Here is a 17,778-nt window from a genome sequence, read left to right as displayed (position 1 = left end):
CCTCTAATATTATAACAACATAGATATTGATTGTAGAGGGTAAAAAGTCTTACCTCTGTCTATCAAAAAATATTTAAAGACCATAAAGAGCGACAGACCAACAACTAGCACAAAACGAAAAATTTCAACGAAATTTATCACTTGACAATCCGTCTTTTTTCATTGTTCTTCTGACCACATATCGATGAGACTGTATTGACTTTGATTCCAAAACCTAACAGGGATTCGACTCATGCCTAGGCCGCTATCAATATATAGTTGACGCTTATTCGGTAACGGATACAACCCTTTCGTGCGTTTTGGAAACAAACCGTGTCCAGGTGCAATCACAGCGCCAATAAAGGGCAACCGGATTTGCCCACCATGAGTATGACCACTTAAAATAAGCCTCACTGGTTCGGTTGATAATTGGTCGACGATATCAGGGGTATGCGATAACAAAATGACCGCTTCAGTCGCACCAACACCTGAAAAGGAACGTGATAAGTCGGCATCATACGATGAAGCGTCACCAACACCGACCAAGCGAATCGCATCAGTTTGGTGATAGGCTATGATCGATTCATTTCGTAAGACATTTACACCTAAGTCGGTTAATGCATGAAGAAATACGCTTTGCCTTGGATGACTGACCTCATGATTACCCATGACAAAGTAAACAGGCGCAAGTGTTGCGAGTTGTTTGATTAAATGAAGGACGTGATTGAAAGATGTTGTCTTTCGGTCAATCATATCACCAGTTAAGACAATCATATCAGGAGCATCTTCTGTGATGCGTTTGATTAATAAGGCGTAAGAGCCTTTAAACATGTGCCCATGAAGATCTGTTAATTGACACATTCTAAGAGGTGACGTGAGATGAGGTAATGTTACCGAGACAAACTGGCGTTTAACGCTAAACGTATCACGGTACCCAATAAGGATAAGGGTTAGAACGAAAATGATTAAAAAGAAATAAGATGCCATATACTGACCTTCTTTGTTTTAAAATAATGAAACCACCTAAAACGATTGTTTAGGCGGTCACATGTTAAATCGTTGTTGGCGCAAGAAAGCTAAACATCGGTGTATTACGTAGCACACCAAAGACAATCGTCATAACTAACATGCCGTACAAGACATAGTCACTTGACTTTTTCTTTCCTTTTGATAATAAGGTGTAATAGAGTATAAAAAACGGGATAAGAACGAATAGGAGACTATTATAACGAAAAGCTTGATACACATCGCCTTCTAAAAGACTGAGGGTGAGGCGTGTCATCCCACATCCTGGACAATCAAAGCCCGTGACGTGTTTAAATGGACAAGGTATATGTATATGAAATGTCGGTGCTAACACTTTTAAATAAAAAACACCTGCACCTACAACACCTAATCCTATTAGGATACGTTTATCAAGTTTCTTAAGATAATGTCTCATCCGTTGTCCCTTCCTTTCTTATACGACACCAACAAACTTATTCATTTCTGCCTGGATAATCGCATCCGCAATAATTGGTAAACCAAAGATGGCTAACACGATATATAACACACCATTATCCTTAACGAGCATATTATGCTGACGTTGCATTTCCGCCATTTTTTGTCCGACGATGTAGTACCAAAAGAAAGCATAAATCCCACACGTTAAAAATAAGAAAATAAGTGCTTTTGCGCCTGAAAAGTTAGGATCATTCGTTGTGTAACTTAACTCTTCTGTAATAGCAAACATCCAGTACAAGTTGTAAAGACCGCACGTGATTAACGTCAAAATAATGACCATCGCGACACTTCGTTGTTTAATCATTTATTTCACCTCATTTCCCTTTTAGATCTCACATGATACAAGATGATTTTACCATAGACAGATTAGAAAAATAAGGTGTAAACGAAAGATTGTGACAATTTTATCATGCCCGCTCATTTAGATATGGGCGTGGCCACTGAATGGTTCCTTTGATTCGTTTCACATAGACGCCGCGGGTCTCATTAATATCATCTAAATCTAATCGAACCGGTCGTTTCTGCCGACCCACGCCAATATAGGCACATAAGTCCTGTGGTCGGTACACAATCGTATGCAAGGTACCTGAACTATGTTGATAATCGGTTGAAAAGATGTCAGCCTCCTCAGCATTAAACGCCTCATAGGCTTGCTTCACCGACAGATTGTTGTGCCAGTGATGTTTCACTTTATCTAATCGTTCACGTGATTCATCAAATTGATAGCGATTATCTTCCTTTAAGATGTCAAAGTGATTCGTACACATACGTGCTTCTCGTGTGACGACTTGTCTTGGCGTTGCTTCGACAACTACAGATTTACCGGTTGAATCCATCAAGACATATGAAAAACTTCGCCGGTGAGGTAGCTCTTTTAATATCTTCACAGCCTCATCAACATCCCTCGCTGTTTCCAGCAGAATGCGGGCAATCATATTACAAATGAACCCGTCTCCTGAATAGCGTCTATTTGTGAAGTTATAACCAACAACGAGCCCTTTTTCATTGATGCCATCTGTTCGTCCCGTTACTTGCATCGATGGTCCCATCGAACGATAGCCGCCATCAGTCGGCTGATACATGACAAACCGCCCTTCATAACTATCCGGGTGAGAGTCATAATTTCGAACAAATATATTCGATCCATTCATAATGGAACAGCCACTTTTATTAACCTCGATATAATACCCCGCAAAATGACGGATAGCTTCTTCTGTTGAGATATGTAAGGCATCTCTTAACCCGTATATTTCATCAATCAGTGGCGCATGCCTAAGTCTTAATAATTCAATCGCCTCGTCTTGATTGGTAAGGAAATGTGTCTTTTTTCGCTCATTAAATTGCTTTCGGCGGGACTCGATTAAGTAACTCCCTTTTAGTACTTGACCTTGTTTGTAACCAAACTGATAATGGTCACCTTTAAACCTGACAATATCCATTGATACTTGATGCATAAGCGTCCCTCCTGTCCACTTATCTTATCAGATGTTAAACTGAGATGCTCATTATTTGCTCTCAAAACAGTGACGAACATCTTTTTCCCACCTTACAGGTTCATTGTGTCATTCTCGTTCTGTTCTGATGGTGAGAACTTTCGGTAAATCATAAATCGCTTCTTTTAAGAACAGCGGATAGAAATATGCCTCTTTTAACTCTTCAAAGGACAACCAGCGAAATTGATGCTGGCTGTTACCTTCCTGTAATGAAAATTGTTCGCCTTTGGTCATTAAGTTCGCGTGAGAAATATCGACCAAGTAATAGAGACAGATTTCATGATATGTTAAGTGATCCACATCTTCTTGAAAGAACGCTTGATTTAACCATAGCGGACGAATCATTTTGGGCGTCACCTGACATTCTTCTTCCACTTCTCTGACGACGGCGCTTTCTAATGTCTCACTTATTTTCACTCGTCCTCCCGGTAGATAATAATACGGTGAGCGGTCATCTTTCATCGCTAAGATTTTTCCGTCATGGATCATCATAGCGCACACCCTGTAATTGAATTTCTTATCAGCCACCTCAAATGAAATATCCATTTTCGTCCTCCTTATGTCTTTTTTTGTTTTGCTATTGTAATAGATGATAGAACAACATATATGACAGTAACCACAAGAAAGATGCCTTCCAAGACGAATAACCATTCTTTTTTAAACACGACACCCATAAAAACGCAAAAAAACATGACTGTTAATAAGGCAAATACAACAGCTGACTGTCTATAATAAGGCGTCTTATCCATTGTCCCCTTCTCTTCTTGAGAAGCATATATATAGGCATTATTAAACAGCCATCCCTTTTGGATAAATTGTAAAACACTTATCACAAAACAACCAAAAGAACACATACCAATAAGGATGATGACAATCATCTCTCCCATTATTAATCCCTCCCGAATCAATTCCTACATTCATTATATCAGAAGGTATGAATGCCTCTTAGAAAAAAATAAGGCGTGTTTAACTGACACACAACAAAAAGGAGACGTCTGAACTAAAAAGAATGAATATAATAAGGGGGAAAATCACCAGATTCTCCCCCAAATCTACTATCACTATTTAATTAAATGAAGGAAAAGACAACACCTTATATTTTACTTTCGCACGAGTTTAACAAGTACCACACTATACTTTGGAACAGTGACACAGTTGTCTTCAGTCATGTTTATTGTATCCGTTACCGGTGAAATCACTTCATTGTTTTTCGTATTAATATTAGGGACATGAAGGTCCGCTTCATCACCCGTGATTGTCACTACCTCGACATTATCTGCAACATCCAGCGCTTTAAACGTTAAGGTGACGGATTTATCGTAACCTTCTGCGTTCACAAGCTTCACATAGACCGCGCTTTCATCACTCGTCACCGACGTAAAGAGGTCTTTTTGATACGCTTCTAATTTATATGTGAGTGTTTCACTTGCTTCTTCTTCATTAAAATATTGACACCGCAGTTGTCGATTTTGGTCACTAAAGACGACATGGATGGTATAATCAACACCTTGTTTAAATGCGCCTTCATAACCACGTCGAAGGTTACCTGCTAAAATACTTGAGGAATAATCTCCAAGTGTATAACCTTCTTTCCCGTGTTTAAAGACTTTTATCCCGTCATAGCGCCCATCTGGTAAAATCGCGTACTCAATCACAGTCTTATCTTCTGGTGCAATTGACTTTAAACCTACACCGACAAAGAGACCTGTCTCACCCGCTATTTTTTGCGCCACACATGTCACCTCATAATCAGTCCAATCAGGCGCTAACAGATACAGACCGTTACGTCCTGACGTGCGTCCTTCGAAGATGATGCCATCTGTTGTCTTAGTAAAGTCTTCACTTCCAGGTATGAGCGAAAACCGTTCGTCGAGTGGTGCAGTAAAATCTTGATGCAGTAGGACCTCATCTGAATCAAGTTTCTTTACTGTAACTGATTTTAATAAGATTGTTGCTTCACTTGTCGATAAACTGATGCCACCCTTTGGTCGACGAGTGGTTAACGAATCTTCTTCATACGCTTTTAATTGCGTCGGTAAGACCTCTTTTCCAACGGAATGACCGAACAATTGCTGGACATAATAATTAGGTGTAAACCAAACCGAAGCATCATCAAACCAGATTAAATCGGGTGTCCAGCGATACGTTTGATCGGTGAGTACTTTATTAAATAATGGTGCATAGGCCACTAACCGGACGACATCGGCGTTATTTTCATAACCGGTCATTGTCGCCGCTTCACTGATGGCGCCCATTAATGTATTTTTATCCGTTGACGCAAACTCTCCGACAAAGACTTTAGATGTCTCCGCTTCATTTAATTCACCTGTTTTATCATAACGGCGCTCATAGTAATCATACCGGTCCACGTTATTCAGAAGGTAATCATTCGAACGATAATAATGTTCGTCAGCGATCGTGTCCATAAAGTGTGGTTGATCTTGATACCAATCCACTGTCTCCGTGACATCCTTCTCTCCATCAGTAAACGTCACGTCTTGATTTGTTTCCATCTTACCACTTAAGTACTTCCAACCTTCTTGGAATGCCTCATCATCTGCTTGGGCACCAACGGTTGAAACAATCGTTAAGGTGTGCTCTGGGTAGTGTGCGTCCATATAGTCATCGATTTTTGTTTTAAAGTAAGCAAAATTCGCATATAACTCGGTGCCCCAGTTTTCGTTCCCAATCCCTAAGTAGCGAAGATCAAATGGCGCAGGGTGCCCCATATCACGGCGAATTTTTGCCCACGGGTTTGTTTCTACATCGGTACTTAGCGCAAAATCAATTAAGTCGGTAAAGCTTTTCACAAAGTGATCTCTTAACTTACCACCGGCAGGATTGACATAATCAGACCGCGCTTGGCATAACACACCACAAGCCATGACAGGAAGCGGTGTCGCATTTAAGTCTTCGGCGAGTTGGAAATACTCCATATAACCGAGTCCCATCGTCATCATATAGCCCCAGACATTAAAGTTTTCTTTACGCGTTTCAACTGGTCCGATAGAATCTTTCCATTCGTAAACGTTATCCCAAATATATGACCCTTCACTAATACAGCCTCCTGGGAACCGTAAAAAGGCTGGGTTTAAGTCTTTTAACGCAAGAACCAAATCTTTTCTTAAACGATAATTAGGATTAGCTAAATAGTTTTGGTGCGCGGATGATGAGCCTTCTTCTTCACTTTGACCCCAGACATCACGCGGGATAAGTGAAATAAAATCTAATGACAGAGAGTCTTGTGCTGTTAAGGCTAATTCACCAAAACATGTTTGATTGGCTGTGAGTGTCATTTGATACTTTCTCCACTGACCACCATCGATCACCGTTAGCGTCTCCGTTTCACTCACAAGTACACCTTGACTGTCTCTTAGTTGAATGTCGAGTTCGGCTGTTTCATTCGCTTTAGCCCAGACGGTAAAATCATAATGATGCCCTTGTTTAAATGCCATCCGTGGGGCTTGATTGTTGTCGGTAAACCCTCTATTAATTAACGTTGCGCCTTTTTCTATCGTCACGTAATGCTGATTAACTTCATTATCTTCAATACCAAAGTACGCATTTAAACCTCCAACCGTTTCTACTTTTACCTGATCAAGATCGCCGAACCACATATGAAGGGGTGCATGGTTCCGTCCTGTTGAACAACCACATGATCCTGACTGATGGTCATACGTGTCAAAGACAAATGACTCAAAAGACCGATTCTGGACATATTCGGCATAAATCCCCCCATCGGCTGCATTATTGATATCTTCATAAAATAACCCATACATGTGCGGCGCTATATCGAGACCTTTTTGATTAGCATCAATCACAAGTTCATGAGTTGGTTTTGACTTTGGCAAGATTGTGACAGGATATGTTTTTTCGTCTGTAACATCACCACGAGTAACCTTAGCGGTTAATGTTACGGCTGTTGGTTTTTTCGCTTCAACAATCGTCCCCGCATGACTGAGGACATCACTGTCGGAAGATAACCATTCAACAGACACTTTGTCTCCCATTAAGCTCGTGGGTAAATCAAGGTCCGTTTGAACAATCGGGTGCGGACTCTTCAAATAATGGTCAGTCGCTAACGCCACAATCTTTTCATCACTCAGCGACTCACATAACACATCTAATACTTCATCGTGACTTAAGGCTTTATCATATAGTCTAAAATCACTGATGGCGCCGTGAAAGTCTCTATCGGCAAAAAATTGTGATTTTCCAATAAAGTTCTCGGTATACATATTCGTCTGTTCTAGCGTGTCAAACCATTCTCTTAGTGCTTTATATGTGCCACTAGACGTTTGAGAGATCAAGCCATCAGCGACGCATTCACCATTGACATAGACAACCGGACCGGCGCTTGATTCTTTTCCTCGTCTTGTAGGATGGATGGAGAGCGCGACATGTAGCCATTCGTTTTCTGGGAAGGTATGACTCGCATCTGCGACAAGGTCTTGTCCATTAAAACAGACACTTCTAAAATGTCTCGTCATAAATAAATAAGGACCTGCCGGCCCATGACCAAAATCAAAAATACGCTCCCACATATTTTCACCACGTTCTAAGTAGACCCATGTCGATACCGTTAAACCTGTTTCGTCATTGATACCAGTTAAAAGGTGATGAGGTAATTTCAAATAAGATGTACCATGGTTACCACCCGGAAAATAGACACCTTTACGATTGTGGATTGTTTTAATCTCAGGTAACTGTAAACCAAGTGGCGCAAGATCGTGCTGTTTTCCACTTATGTCTTTACCAATATACTCATCCTCATCAAATGGGTAGTGTGCTAATAAACATTCCGTTAAGAGAGGGGTGACATGTCGTTTCATGATTCATTCGCTCCTTTATTTTCACAACTTGTACTTATAACTATTATAGTGTCTTCTAACTATTATTCAAGGGTTTTATTTAAAAACGCTTGAAAATAAGCTTAACGCTGTCATAATAAAGCTAATTTAAGTGAAAATATTTAGAAACTTATACGAATGTGTTAGAATGTAGATGTTAAAACTCATCCAAATAACTTTTGCGAAGTGATCTTATCGATACGTTTGGTTTTCGATTTAAGCAATCAAATCAAGTACCCATCCATTTATACGCGATCGGAGAAGAATGTCATACCGCTCATTATGACTGGTTAGGGACAGACCGACCTGATACCAACACATTACTCTTTCAATATACTCTGAGCGGTTCTGGCATTTTTTCTACCGGTGGCAAGGAGATGACCTTGAATAAAAATGAAGCTTTTCTTGTTAATATTCCAAGTGAACATCGTTACTATTTGCCAGCTGATTCTGATCATTGGCATTTTTTCTATCTCACACTAGCCGGGGACTTTGCGACACAATATACTCAACGCTCATCTATAGCGTCCCCTGTCTTTAAAATGCCAGAAGACAGTGCGGTCATTCATCAGTTGAAAATGATGTTGTCACTAGCAAAAAACGATCAATTCACTTCTTTGTTTCAAGCATCGAAAGAAAGTTATCATTTTTTGATGAATCTACAAGCTTATCTTTCTGATTTATCACATCACACATTCCCGCCCGCGATTGAACAAGCCATTGCATTTATGACCGCGCACTTTAACGAAGATCTCGATGTGACGTCTATTAGTGAGGTCTCTGGACTATCTATCTATCATTTTAGTCGGTTATTCAAACAAATGACTGGCACGACACCGATTGACTTTTTAACGGATATACGCTTGCACCATGCTTGTGAGCGGTTAGCTAACACGAATGAGACTATTCATACTATTGCCCGTGCCACTGGTTATCAAAACGGGAATTATTTTTCCAAAGTATTTAAAAAACAGTTCGGGACAACACCGTCTTTGTACCGTAAAGATAAACAACGCTTCTTTGAGCGAACGTGGACAATCTTGTAGCAAGATATTACCCTTCTCAGATTTTTTTACAATTGTTTAAAACACCTACATCAGCTAAAGTGAAAGTAATCAAATAATCATGATCAAATGAAGAAAGGTAGGATAAAACATGAAAATACCACACCACACGCTCGCCCCTACACCACCGATGGGATGGAATAGTTGGGACTGTTACGGCGCCACTGTGACAGAAGAAGAAGTAAGAGGGAATGCTAAATATATAGCCGAACATATGAAAGAAGCTGGGTATGAGTATGTTGTTGTTGATATTCAGTGGTATGAATCAGGCGCGGTCTCCTCTGTCTATCGTCCATTTGCAGATTTAACAATGGATCAGTATTCACGGCTAACACCTGCCCTTAACCGGTTTCCAAGCGCAAAAGATAATCAAGGTTTTAAACCATTAGCCGATGAGATCCACGCCCTTGGTCTTAAATTTGGTATTCATATTATGCGCGGGATCCCTAGACAAGCTGTTCATCAGAATATGCCAATTAAAGGGACACCATTAACGGCACGTGACATTGCCAAAACCAACAGTATTTGTCCGTGGAATACAGATATGTATGGCGTCCGCTCAGATATTGACGCCGGTCAATGCTACTACAACTCTTTGTTTGATTTATACGCGAGCTGGGGCGTTGATTTTATCAAAGTTGATGATATTGCTGATTCTAAGCTTTATCACGGCAGCCACATGGATGAGATTAAAATGATCCGCCAGGCCATCGACCAAACCGGACGGGACATGGTCCTCTCACTCTCTCCTGGTCCGAGTCATTTAGACGAGGCGGCCGATTTAGAGGATCATGCGAATATGTGGCGCATGACCGATGACTTTTGGGATGTATGGCCGCTACTCAAAGATATGTTTACTCGGTGTCATAAATGGAGTAAAAATGTCGGGCCGGGGCACTGGCCAGATGCTGATATGTTGCCGCTTGGTCGTATCGGGATTCGGTCTGTTGACGGCGGGGCAAGCGATCGGTACACGCGCTTTACAGAAGATGAACAAATCACCTTAATGACGTTATGGTCGATGTTTCGATCTCCCTTCATGTTTGGCGGTGAATGCCGTGATAACGATACTTTTACTTTAGACTTACTGACAAACAAAGATTTACTTAACGTTCATCGTACAGGGAAAAACCAGCGCCAATTATCTCGTCATGACGATGAGGTGATTTGGTATTCTGAGACTGAAGATTATCTTTATGTCGCACTGTTTAACTTAAATGACACTTCTCGCACGCTTACATTTGATTTGAATGCGTTACCAGATGATATAAAACCCGCAGGTGACTGTTATGTGGTTTTTACTGATGAAAAAAAGACATTAAATCAACCTTTGTCTTTTGACATCCGACCTCACGCCTCGATTTTACTCAAGCTTTCAAGATAAATGATTGTTTTTTTTAAGAGAATGACTCTGTGTCATTCTCTTTTTGTCGTTTGCCTATGAAGCAGAAGTATTTACATCCCTACCGCTAACCGTTATGATTAATGGCATCAATGATAAGGGTGTGATTAACATGGGTAAAATTATGGCAAGCGTTTATGATACAGTGATGTATCCACTTGAAAAACTATTTTTAACACAAAAAAGACGTACTTTGTTAAAACACGCCTCCGGCTACGTCTTAGATATCGGAAGTGGTACCGGGGTGAACTTTCCCTTTTTTAACCCGGAAACAACAGACGTTTATGCGATTGAGCCTGATAAGGCTATGCGCGAGAAAGCAAAACAAAAACCGGTGCCTGATTACATTCATATAGAAGCTGCTGGGGCTGAATCTATTCCAGTGCCGGATCATACATTTGATACCGTTGTGTCTACATTAGTCTTTTGTTCGATCGATCAACCAGATCAAGCGTTTAACGAACTTAAACGCGTATTAAAACCAGGCGGTAAGCTATATTTCATCGAACATATTAGGGCGGCATCACCTTTTGTACAAACCATACAAGATAAGTTGACACCGATGTGGAAACAGCTAGCCGACGGCTGTCATTTAAACCGACCAACAGACAAACTCATTGACCAACATTTCACCGTTATTCAAAAAACGTATTATTTCAAGAAAATCATCACGGTAATTGTTGCAGAATATGGATAGACAAAGGGCGAGCGTGCACCACGCACCACAACCACTCTGTCGGTCTGTTTTTTCGTTTATACACATGCCAAACCCTATAACTGAAGTTATGAGCGTTCTTTCTTAATTATTTTAATAATGACGACTCACAAATGATATTTGACACAGTAGTGGTCTATTGTGTATATTCTTAAGTGTTGTCTTTATCCTACAAGACGTCTCCGTTAACAGCTTTAATTATAGAAAAGAGGTAATAACCGTGTCCGTTGCTTTACAAGATTTTTTCACACAATTACATAGCCAACGTGAAAATACACAAGAACACATCACATTCACATATAAAAAATTGTTGAAAGATAGACCATCGTCTTCCACACAAGCTGCTTTTTTAACTCAACTCACAAAGAAAGATTTAGATGAGATTAGACGCTTTAGCGGTATCGAAGGTGTATCAAAACTAACGAAACAACCTTTAATAAAGCGTCTCGTCCAAGAACAATCAACGGCGATCGATCGCTTTATCTTAACAATGGATAATGAACGATTGAATTGGTTAAAAAAAATACTGGCAGGTGACAAGATTTATCTTGATTCATTCACCGCCCATAAGCTTGCGTTCTTTACCTATACTGGTCTTACTTTTGCGGTAAAAGATAAAGAAGATGATATGTTAGTTATGCCTGATGATGTGCGTGAATATTTCCTTACCTATGACCAAACTGAATGGCAGATCCAGGCAGATATTAATGATGCGGTCATTAGACTGACTCAAGGCTTACTTTATTATTATGGCTATATGCCAAAATCAACGGTCTTTGAACTCGTTAGCCCCATCGTTAGTTTTAACCTCGTCCGGGTGGATGCGGTTATTAAAGATGCGAAAAATTACTACGACTATATGAATGAAAATGATCAAGATTTAATGGATAGTCGCGTCGTTGATTTAGATATACTTAAAGAACAACAACAAAAATCTATCTACCAAAAACATTATAGCTTTACTGATGATCAATTAATTCAAGCGGGCACAGAAGATTTTATGGACTTAACCGATGAATTAATTCAACTGGTGAAACATTTAAAAGAACGCTATTTACTCGATGATCAAACGATGAACCGTTACATGGATGATTGTCTCATTCTGTTAAATAGTTTTATTGATATTGACCCAAGTTTTCTTTACTTAAGTCAACATCTTCCCGTAGCATCAGATGATGATAAAAAGATGTTGCTTGCCCTCTTACAAGCCTCGCAAGATTCGATTCATACGTGGGCATTAAAAGGGAATAAACGCAAAAAAGAAACGGTACAAACATCTGAACCGGCAAAGAAAATTGGTCGTAATGATCCGTGCCCCTGTGGGAGTGGGAAAAAGTATAAAAAGTGTTGCGGTAAGTAATGTTTTTTTCACTAAAATAAAAAGCATCTGACATCGCGTCAGATGCTTTTTATTTTAGTGAACCATTGGTTGACCTTGATAATCGTAAAACGTATGCGCCCCCTCCGGCGCTGCTTCAATAAAGTGCTGTATGATCGCTTCCGCCGCCTCTATTGCGGAAATATCCGCTGATGCCCCGCCCATATCCGTCCGCATCCAACCCGGATGCACACTGTAGACGCGATAGCCACGTCCCTCAACTTCTTTTCTTAATTTTTCGGTGAACATATTCAAGGCGACCTTTGTCATCCCGTAAGGATAATCCGGAGCATACGCATGATTTAGACTTGCCGCATTAGAACTAATATTGATGATCCGCTTCACGTTGCTTTCTTCCATATGTTTTAGTAAATGCTTCACCGTGAGTAAAGGTCCAAGGGCATTAACTTGAAACGCCGTTAACATGTCATTTACTTCAACGGCCTCGACACGCGCATCACGCCCATTTAAGACACCCGCATTATTGATTAATACATCAATGGTTTCGTTATAGTCTTGGATTTTCTTTTGAAACGCGTTAAGCGAGGACTCATCTGTCACATCGACTTGGATACGCATCAGTTTTTGAGAATGAAGCGTCGATAGACTTCCTGGGTCTTTGCGATAACAGGCATATACATCATAACCACGCTTAAGACAAGCTTCAACAAAAGCAAATCCAAGCCCCCTATTCGCTCCTGTAATAACAACACGCATTACGACACCTCATCATTTTCTAACAGCTCTAACAAAACTTTTAAATTATCCGTACTATCCATATAACTATACCGTCCACCATCATACTCCCCTTCTTGAACAAGTGGAATGCCTTTTCCTTCGAGATACATGACTTTTTCTTTCATCCCGTTAATCACAAACGCAATATGATGCACCCCTTCGCCGTGCTCATCTAAGTATTCACGCCACGTACTCGGGTGTTGATCAGGTTGGATGAGTTCAATCTGAACTTGACCGAAATTAAAGAAACATAACTTTGATCTTGCTTCTGATGGTTTCCCTCGATAGTTCGTCTCTGCCTCTTCTATTGGACCCGTTTCAATGATTTCAGGCTCTTCTATTTGAAAAATCTCACTATATGCCTGTCTCACTTTCTCAATATCGTTGACTAAAATACCAATTTGCGTCACACATGTTGTGTCCAATCCACTCACGCCATCACCTCATTTTCATTATTACGGTACATTTCCCCTTATACACCCTAACTTAAACAAAAAAACTTTAGAGAAAATGAAAAGAAGTAAAGCATCGAGCGCTCTACTTCTTTCATGTTTACTATTATATTTGATTATTTAATGACACGCGTTGTTACCATGCCTTCAATGCCTTCAAGACGCTTAACAAGTGCGCCAAAATCACTTTCAGCAATATCGCCTTCTAAATCAATAATCGTATAGGCGTGATCTTTATAACTTCTATTAGTCATATCAACGATGTTTAAGTTGACATCAGATACTTCTGACGTAATCTTACTTACCATCTTCGGCACGTTTTTATGGAAAGCTGTTACCCGTGGATGACCTTGGTACGGAAGTGCGGCATCAGGGAAGTTGACAGAGTTTCTAATATTACCTGTTTCTAAATACTCCATTAATTCTTCTGCGGCCATCATCGCACAATTTTCTTCTGATTCTTCAGAAGAGGCACCTAAGTGCGGAATAGAGATCGTATTTTTCATTTCTAATGTTTTCGCATTCGGGAAATCTGTAATATACTTACCAACAGTCCCTTCCTCTAACGCAACGGCAATATCATCATCATCAATTAACCCACCGCGTGAGAAATTCAGAATATACACATTGTCTTTCATTTTATCAAATGCTGCTTTATTTAATAAACCCTTTGTTTCTGGAATGAGCGGGACGTGGATACTAATGTAATCCACTTCTTTGAATAATTCATCGATGTTATGCACCCGTTTGACAGCGCGAGATAACTTCCAAGCCATATCAACAGAGATAAACGGGTCATAACCAATGACGTCCATACCTAACTCAAGCGCATCATTGGCGACTCTTGCACCAATGGCACCGAGACCAATGACACCAAGCGTTTTCCCTTGAATTTCTTTACCGACAAATTGTTTTTTGCCTTCCTCTACAAGCTTTGGTACGTCATCGCCCTTACCGATTAATGTCTTTGCCCATGCGACACCGTCAAACATTTGACGAGATGACGCGATCAGCGAAGTAATGACAAGTTCTTTTACTGCATTCGCATTCGCACCCGGTGTGTTAAATACCGGAATTCCTTTGTCTGTGCAGACATCTAAAGGAATATTATTCACACCAGCACCGGCACGTCCAATCGCTCTTAACGATGATGGCAACTCCATATCATGCATGTTAAAGCTTCTTAAAATTATCGCATCGGGTTGACTAGCGTTTTCATCAATAAGGTAATCCTCCGTAAATAAATTGAGCCCCTTCTCAGAAATCGCGTTTAATGGTTTAATAACAGTTTGTTTACTCATCTTCTTACCTCCTAATAATGTGTGATTATATTCACAATATGAATATAGAAAAAGGCAAGGAAGATTTCTCCCCCTTTACCTCTCACCCAGGCGAACGGCTTTATGTATAATACGCTCCCTCACAGTAGTTTCTGTGTACGCCAGTTACGTATTACTTGATTATTACATCTATTTTGAAAACTTGAGAACACATTAAATATAACAAATCACTTTCCAATAATCAAGTGCAAATTTTCTAAATATTAATATTACAAACCAAAACGTATAAAAACGTTCGGTATATCATAACTGTGCCTATCGCTATTTTTATGTTTTTATGTATGGATTTTAACGTCCGTGTCGCATTTTTATTTTCTTCCTCTCCATATTTAACGAGAAATCATCATAGCTTTTTTAACATTTAATATCATTCTTTATACCAAAAAAACGCACAGATTTTATTCTGTGCGTTTTTTGGTAACGTTCGCTTATGAACCTTTTTTGAAGTAAGTCTTAAATTATTGAACTTCTACTGAACCAGTAACTGTACCTTCTGAAAGATCAGCTGATTCTTGGTATTCTTCTGACGCAAAGTAAAGGTTACCGTCAATTGTACCTTCTGGTAATGTGAAGCCATTTGCTTCTACGTAAACATCACCTTTGAATGTACCACCTTGAATACGTGAGTTTTCACCTTGAACAGTTAATTTTGGTGCTGTTAAAGTATAACGCTCAGTAATCACGCGGTCTTCATCTTGAGTATAAAGAGCTAATTTACGCTTAGCTTCGCCTTCTTGCTCGCCTGGTGCAAGTACTAACTCTTCAGATGTTTCCATATCTTCTGTGAAGATCACGATCCATCCACCATTTTCAACAGCATCAAGTAAAGAAGCTTCGTCTGTAATGTTTGATTGTGTTGGTGCTGTTGTTACGTCTGCACCTTCAACTTCTACTGAACCAGTTACTGTACCACCTGAAAGATCAGCAGATGCTTCATACTCTTCTGAAGCAAAGTAAAGGTTACCATCGATTGTACCATCAGGAATTGAGAAGCCGTTTGCCTCTACGTAAACATCACCTTTTAAAGTACCACCTTGAATACGTGTGTTCTCACCTTGAACAGTTAATTTTGGTGTTGTTAAAGTGAATTGAGCTGTAATATTACGGTCTTCATCTTGTGTGTAAAGCGCTAACTTACGTGCAGGTTCTCCGTCTTGTTCACCTGGTGCAAGAACTAACTCTTCAGATGTTTCCATGTCTTCTGTGAAGATCACGATCCATCCACCATTTTCAACTGCTTCTAATAAAGAAGCTTCATCTGTAATATCAGATTTTGTTGGTGCACTTGTAGCGTCAGAGCCATTGTCCTCTGCGCCGTTGTCATCCCCATTGTCCTCTGCAGCGTCATCGCCACCACAAGCAACAAGTAGTGTTGCCATCATTAACATCATTAATAAAGTCATCAATTTTTTCATAATTCTTTCTCCTCCTCATAATCTATGTATTGTGACTTGCTTCACATACTATATTAACATAAATATAGAAAAAGTCTGTGAATAAAATGTGAATTGTTGAACAAAAATTTATTTTTTTTTGATGTTTTCTCTTTCCTATACGGGTCAAATGTATTATAATATCCGATTTATTCTTATATAAGCATCTAACTATATACACTTTACGAACATTTATTCTTGTCTTTTTTAATCATTTACGCTAAAATAAGAACAAAAGTTCTTGTTTGTATTTTTCACTATAAGGGGCCCTTACTATGCGAGACCAACTCATTTTAGATGCCATTATTTTACCTTTACTTCTCATTGTTTGTAAGAAGAATGCACCATTTTTATCTCACTTTAAATTTGACTATTTATACGAAGAAGGGCTAACTAATTTGTCATCTACTATTCAAACCGATCTATTAGCAACGAAAAGAGTAATGTATCAAGAAGAGAAAATGACAGTTAAAAAGATCCAGCAAACACCAGAGAAGGTGACGTATCAAATTGATTCAACAACAGAGAAAAAGATGCTTCACTTTACACCAGCAGAATTAAAAGCATTAACTGAACGTTATTTATGCTATTACTTATTCAAAGGAGATGACCAAGATGATCAATAAGTTATCAGAAGGCAGTAATTTAATTTGGGAATCAAGCCGGATGATATTACCGGAACATAAAGCCCGCATTAGAGAACACGACTTAACCCCACCGCCGAAAGAGCGTCCACTCTTATCGGAAGATCAATTAACTCAGATTAACCAGTCTCTTTCAATCGCTATTAAAACAAAAGGGCTTGTCACTTTGACTTATTATAAAAACAAACAGCATCTCACAATATCAGGAGAAAACACACGCTTAATCAATTCGAATACACTAGAAATTGCTACATCAAAAGGGTTTGATCATATTCCGTTAAGCGATATGATTGATATTCGCCTCCTGTAAAAGCGTTAGGATATCTCACATTAACTTTACGCGCTATTTTTATGATTGAACTACCCCCACCTAACATTCTCACGAATGTTTGAGGAAGGGGATTCCATAAGGACACCCTAAAGGCGACCCATGCTCGTTCAACTAAGCATAGGTTTTTCTACTTTCCAACCGCCGCAAACCTATTTTCTCAACATCTGTTAAAGCATGTTGGGGAAATAGTGTGTCCCAGGAACACAACTTGCTTTGGTCGAATCGTTCTGTCTGATAGAACGCATGGGTTCTAACAAAAGACAGGGTACGCGTCATATACGCCCATTGCGCCCAATGGTGTAGACCTTGTTTCTGCTCTGGAACAAGTGAATACAACATCGGTGGGAGTTTTTCTTTAAAACCCATTGCCCGACGGGCAATGACATAAGCGGCTGCCATGTGAATGGACACACCGAGCCGTTTCATATATTTCATCTTGCCAATTTGACTGGTATA

18 protein-coding genes and 1 riboswitch are annotated in these 17,778 nt (G+C 39.7%); of the genes, 6 read left to right on the top strand and 12 right to left on the bottom strand.

The window, feature by feature from the left end; genetic code table 11:
* Window positions 1-159: 159 nt before the first annotated feature.
* From BM390_RS12270 to BM390_RS12240, 7 genes are all read right to left on the bottom strand, one after another.
* Window positions 160-966 (bottom strand): metallophosphoesterase, encoded by an 807-nt coding sequence (locus BM390_RS12270; protein ID WP_089855138.1) that lies wholly within the window; start codon window positions 964-966, stop codon window positions 160-162.
* A 64-nt stretch (window positions 967-1,030) separates the two neighbouring features.
* On the bottom strand, window positions 1,031-1,420 hold the full coding sequence (locus tag BM390_RS12265) for a DUF2752 domain-containing protein (RefSeq protein WP_062323217.1): 390 nt from the start codon (window positions 1,418-1,420) through the stop codon (window positions 1,031-1,033).
* A gap of 18 nt (window positions 1,421-1,438) precedes the next feature.
* Window positions 1,439-1,786 carry a DUF4234 domain-containing protein gene (locus BM390_RS12260; RefSeq protein ID WP_062323219.1) on the bottom strand — a complete coding sequence of 116 codons (348 nt, stop codon included), beginning with the start codon at window positions 1,784-1,786 and terminating at the stop codon, window positions 1,439-1,441.
* A 103-nt stretch (window positions 1,787-1,889) separates the two neighbouring features.
* Entirely contained in the window at window positions 1,890-2,936 is a 1,047-nt protein-coding gene (locus tag BM390_RS12255) for a C45 family autoproteolytic acyltransferase/hydrolase (protein WP_089855136.1), read from the bottom strand.
* Window positions 2,937-3,044: 108 nt separating this feature from the next.
* The gene (locus BM390_RS12250) at window positions 3,045-3,521 is read right to left on the bottom strand and encodes an NUDIX hydrolase (protein WP_062323223.1); all 477 of its coding nucleotides are present in this window, start codon (window positions 3,519-3,521) and stop codon (window positions 3,045-3,047) included.
* A gap of 11 nt (window positions 3,522-3,532) precedes the next feature.
* Window positions 3,533-3,862, bottom strand: coding sequence for a DUF3784 domain-containing protein (locus tag BM390_RS12245; RefSeq protein WP_089855133.1), 330 nt, complete (start codon window positions 3,860-3,862; stop codon window positions 3,533-3,535).
* Window positions 3,863-4,075: 213 nt separating this feature from the next.
* A complete protein-coding gene (locus BM390_RS12240; protein ID WP_062323227.1) occupies window positions 4,076-7,807 on the bottom strand; it encodes an alpha-L-arabinofuranosidase family protein in 3,732 nt (1,243 codons plus the stop codon).
* Between the two features lie 197 nt (window positions 7,808-8,004).
* On the opposite strand from BM390_RS12240, the gene BM390_RS12235 reads away from it, so the two are divergent.
* The 4 genes from BM390_RS12235 (at window position 8,005) to BM390_RS12220 (ending at window position 12,366) form a co-directional block, all read left to right on the top strand.
* On the top strand, window positions 8,005-8,871 hold the full coding sequence (locus BM390_RS12235) for an AraC family transcriptional regulator (protein ID WP_062323229.1): 867 nt from the start codon (window positions 8,005-8,007) through the stop codon (window positions 8,869-8,871).
* 115 nt (window positions 8,872-8,986) lie between these two features.
* Window positions 8,987-10,273, top strand: a complete 1,287-nt coding sequence (locus BM390_RS12230; RefSeq protein ID WP_089855170.1) for a glycoside hydrolase family 27 protein — start codon at window positions 8,987-8,989, stop codon at window positions 10,271-10,273.
* Window positions 10,274-10,403: 130 nt separating this feature from the next.
* Window positions 10,404-10,988: a class I SAM-dependent methyltransferase gene (locus BM390_RS12225; RefSeq protein ID WP_082394567.1), complete on the top strand. Its 585-nt coding sequence runs from the start codon at window positions 10,404-10,406 to the stop codon at window positions 10,986-10,988.
* A gap of 238 nt (window positions 10,989-11,226) precedes the next feature.
* Entirely contained in the window at window positions 11,227-12,366 is a 1,140-nt protein-coding gene (locus BM390_RS12220; RefSeq protein ID WP_089855130.1) for a YecA family protein, read from the top strand.
* Between the two features lie 54 nt (window positions 12,367-12,420).
* Here the strand turns inward: BM390_RS12220 and BM390_RS12215 are convergent, their stop codons facing one another.
* The 4 genes from BM390_RS12215 to BM390_RS12200 form a co-directional block, all read right to left on the bottom strand.
* On the bottom strand, window positions 12,421-13,101 hold the full coding sequence (locus BM390_RS12215; protein ID WP_062323237.1) for an SDR family oxidoreductase: 681 nt from the start codon (window positions 13,099-13,101) through the stop codon (window positions 12,421-12,423).
* A complete protein-coding gene (locus tag BM390_RS12210; RefSeq protein ID WP_062323239.1) occupies window positions 13,101-13,556 on the bottom strand; it encodes a VOC family protein in 456 nt (151 codons plus the stop codon). The genes BM390_RS12215 and BM390_RS12210 overlap by 1 nt, the downstream gene beginning before the upstream one ends.
* A 134-nt stretch (window positions 13,557-13,690) precedes the next feature.
* A complete protein-coding gene (locus BM390_RS12205; protein ID WP_089855126.1) occupies window positions 13,691-14,875 on the bottom strand; it encodes a 3-phosphoglycerate dehydrogenase family protein in 1,185 nt (394 codons plus the stop codon).
* 77 nt (window positions 14,876-14,952) lie between these two features.
* Window positions 14,953-15,033: riboswitch (ZMP/ZTP riboswitch) on the bottom strand.
* 339 nt (window positions 15,034-15,372) lie between these two features.
* Window positions 15,373-16,329 carry a hypothetical protein gene (locus BM390_RS12200; protein ID WP_062323241.1) on the bottom strand — a complete coding sequence of 319 codons (957 nt, stop codon included), beginning with the start codon at window positions 16,327-16,329 and terminating at the stop codon, window positions 15,373-15,375.
* A gap of 293 nt (window positions 16,330-16,622) precedes the next feature.
* On the opposite strand from BM390_RS12200, the gene BM390_RS12195 reads away from it, so the two are divergent.
* Together BM390_RS12195 and BM390_RS12190 are read left to right on the top strand one after the other, a co-directional pair.
* A complete protein-coding gene (locus tag BM390_RS12195) occupies window positions 16,623-16,973 on the top strand; it encodes a YhjD family protein (RefSeq protein ID WP_062323244.1) in 351 nt (116 codons plus the stop codon).
* Complete coding sequence (locus BM390_RS12190; protein ID WP_062323246.1) at window positions 16,963-17,301, top strand: YolD-like family protein; 339 nt, start codon at window positions 16,963-16,965, stop codon at window positions 17,299-17,301. Before BM390_RS12195 ends, BM390_RS12190 begins: the two co-directional genes overlap by 11 nt.
* A 132-nt stretch (window positions 17,302-17,433) precedes the next feature.
* Here BM390_RS12190 and BM390_RS12185 read toward each other — a convergent pair.
* Window positions 17,434-17,778, bottom strand: a 345-nt coding sequence (locus BM390_RS12185; RefSeq protein ID WP_089855122.1) for a hypothetical protein, incomplete at its 5' end; no start/stop codon positions are given.

This window comes from Halolactibacillus miurensis (genome assembly GCF_900116255.1).
Taxonomy (GTDB): Bacteria; Bacillota; Bacilli; order Bacillales; family Amphibacillaceae; genus Halolactibacillus; species Halolactibacillus miurensis.
Note: the sequence above shows the minus strand (reverse complement) of the source record. Positions and strands in the feature narration are given on the sequence as shown.

What these genes read in the sequence shown, in the direction of transcription:
- BM390_RS12270 (WP_089855138.1), bottom strand. Translation starts at nt 966, where the DNA reads ATGGCATCTTATTTCTTTTTAATCATTTTCGTTCTAACCCTTATCCTT.
- BM390_RS12265 (WP_062323217.1), bottom strand. Translation starts at nt 1,420, where the DNA reads ATGAGACATTATCTTAAGAAACTTGATAAACGTATCCTAATAGGATTA.
- BM390_RS12260 (WP_062323219.1), bottom strand. Translation starts at nt 1,786, where the DNA reads ATGATTAAACAACGAAGTGTCGCGATGGTCATTATTTTGACGTTAATC.
- BM390_RS12255 (WP_089855136.1), bottom strand. Translation starts at nt 2,936, where the DNA reads ATGCATCAAGTATCAATGGATATTGTCAGGTTTAAAGGTGACCATTAT.
- BM390_RS12250 (WP_062323223.1), bottom strand. Translation starts at nt 3,521, where the DNA reads ATGGATATTTCATTTGAGGTGGCTGATAAGAAATTCAATTACAGGGTG.
- BM390_RS12245 (WP_089855133.1), bottom strand. Translation starts at nt 3,862, where the DNA reads ATGGGAGAGATGATTGTCATCATCCTTATTGGTATGTGTTCTTTTGGT.
- BM390_RS12240 (WP_062323227.1), bottom strand. Translation starts at nt 7,807, where the DNA reads ATGAAACGACATGTCACCCCTCTCTTAACGGAATGTTTATTAGCACAC.
- BM390_RS12225 (WP_082394567.1), top strand. Translation starts at nt 10,404, where the DNA reads ATGGGTAAAATTATGGCAAGCGTTTATGATACAGTGATGTATCCACTT.
- BM390_RS12215 (WP_062323237.1), bottom strand. Translation starts at nt 13,101, where the DNA reads ATGCGTGTTGTTATTACAGGAGCGAATAGGGGGCTTGGATTTGCTTTT.
- BM390_RS12205 (WP_089855126.1), bottom strand. Translation starts at nt 14,875, where the DNA reads ATGAGTAAACAAACTGTTATTAAACCATTAAACGCGATTTCTGAGAAG.
- BM390_RS12200 (WP_062323241.1), bottom strand. Translation starts at nt 16,329, where the DNA reads ATGAAAAAATTGATGACTTTATTAATGATGTTAATGATGGCAACACTA.
- BM390_RS12195 (WP_062323244.1), top strand. Translation starts at nt 16,623, where the DNA reads ATGCGAGACCAACTCATTTTAGATGCCATTATTTTACCTTTACTTCTC.
- BM390_RS12190 (WP_062323246.1), top strand. Translation starts at nt 16,963, where the DNA reads ATGATCAATAAGTTATCAGAAGGCAGTAATTTAATTTGGGAATCAAGC.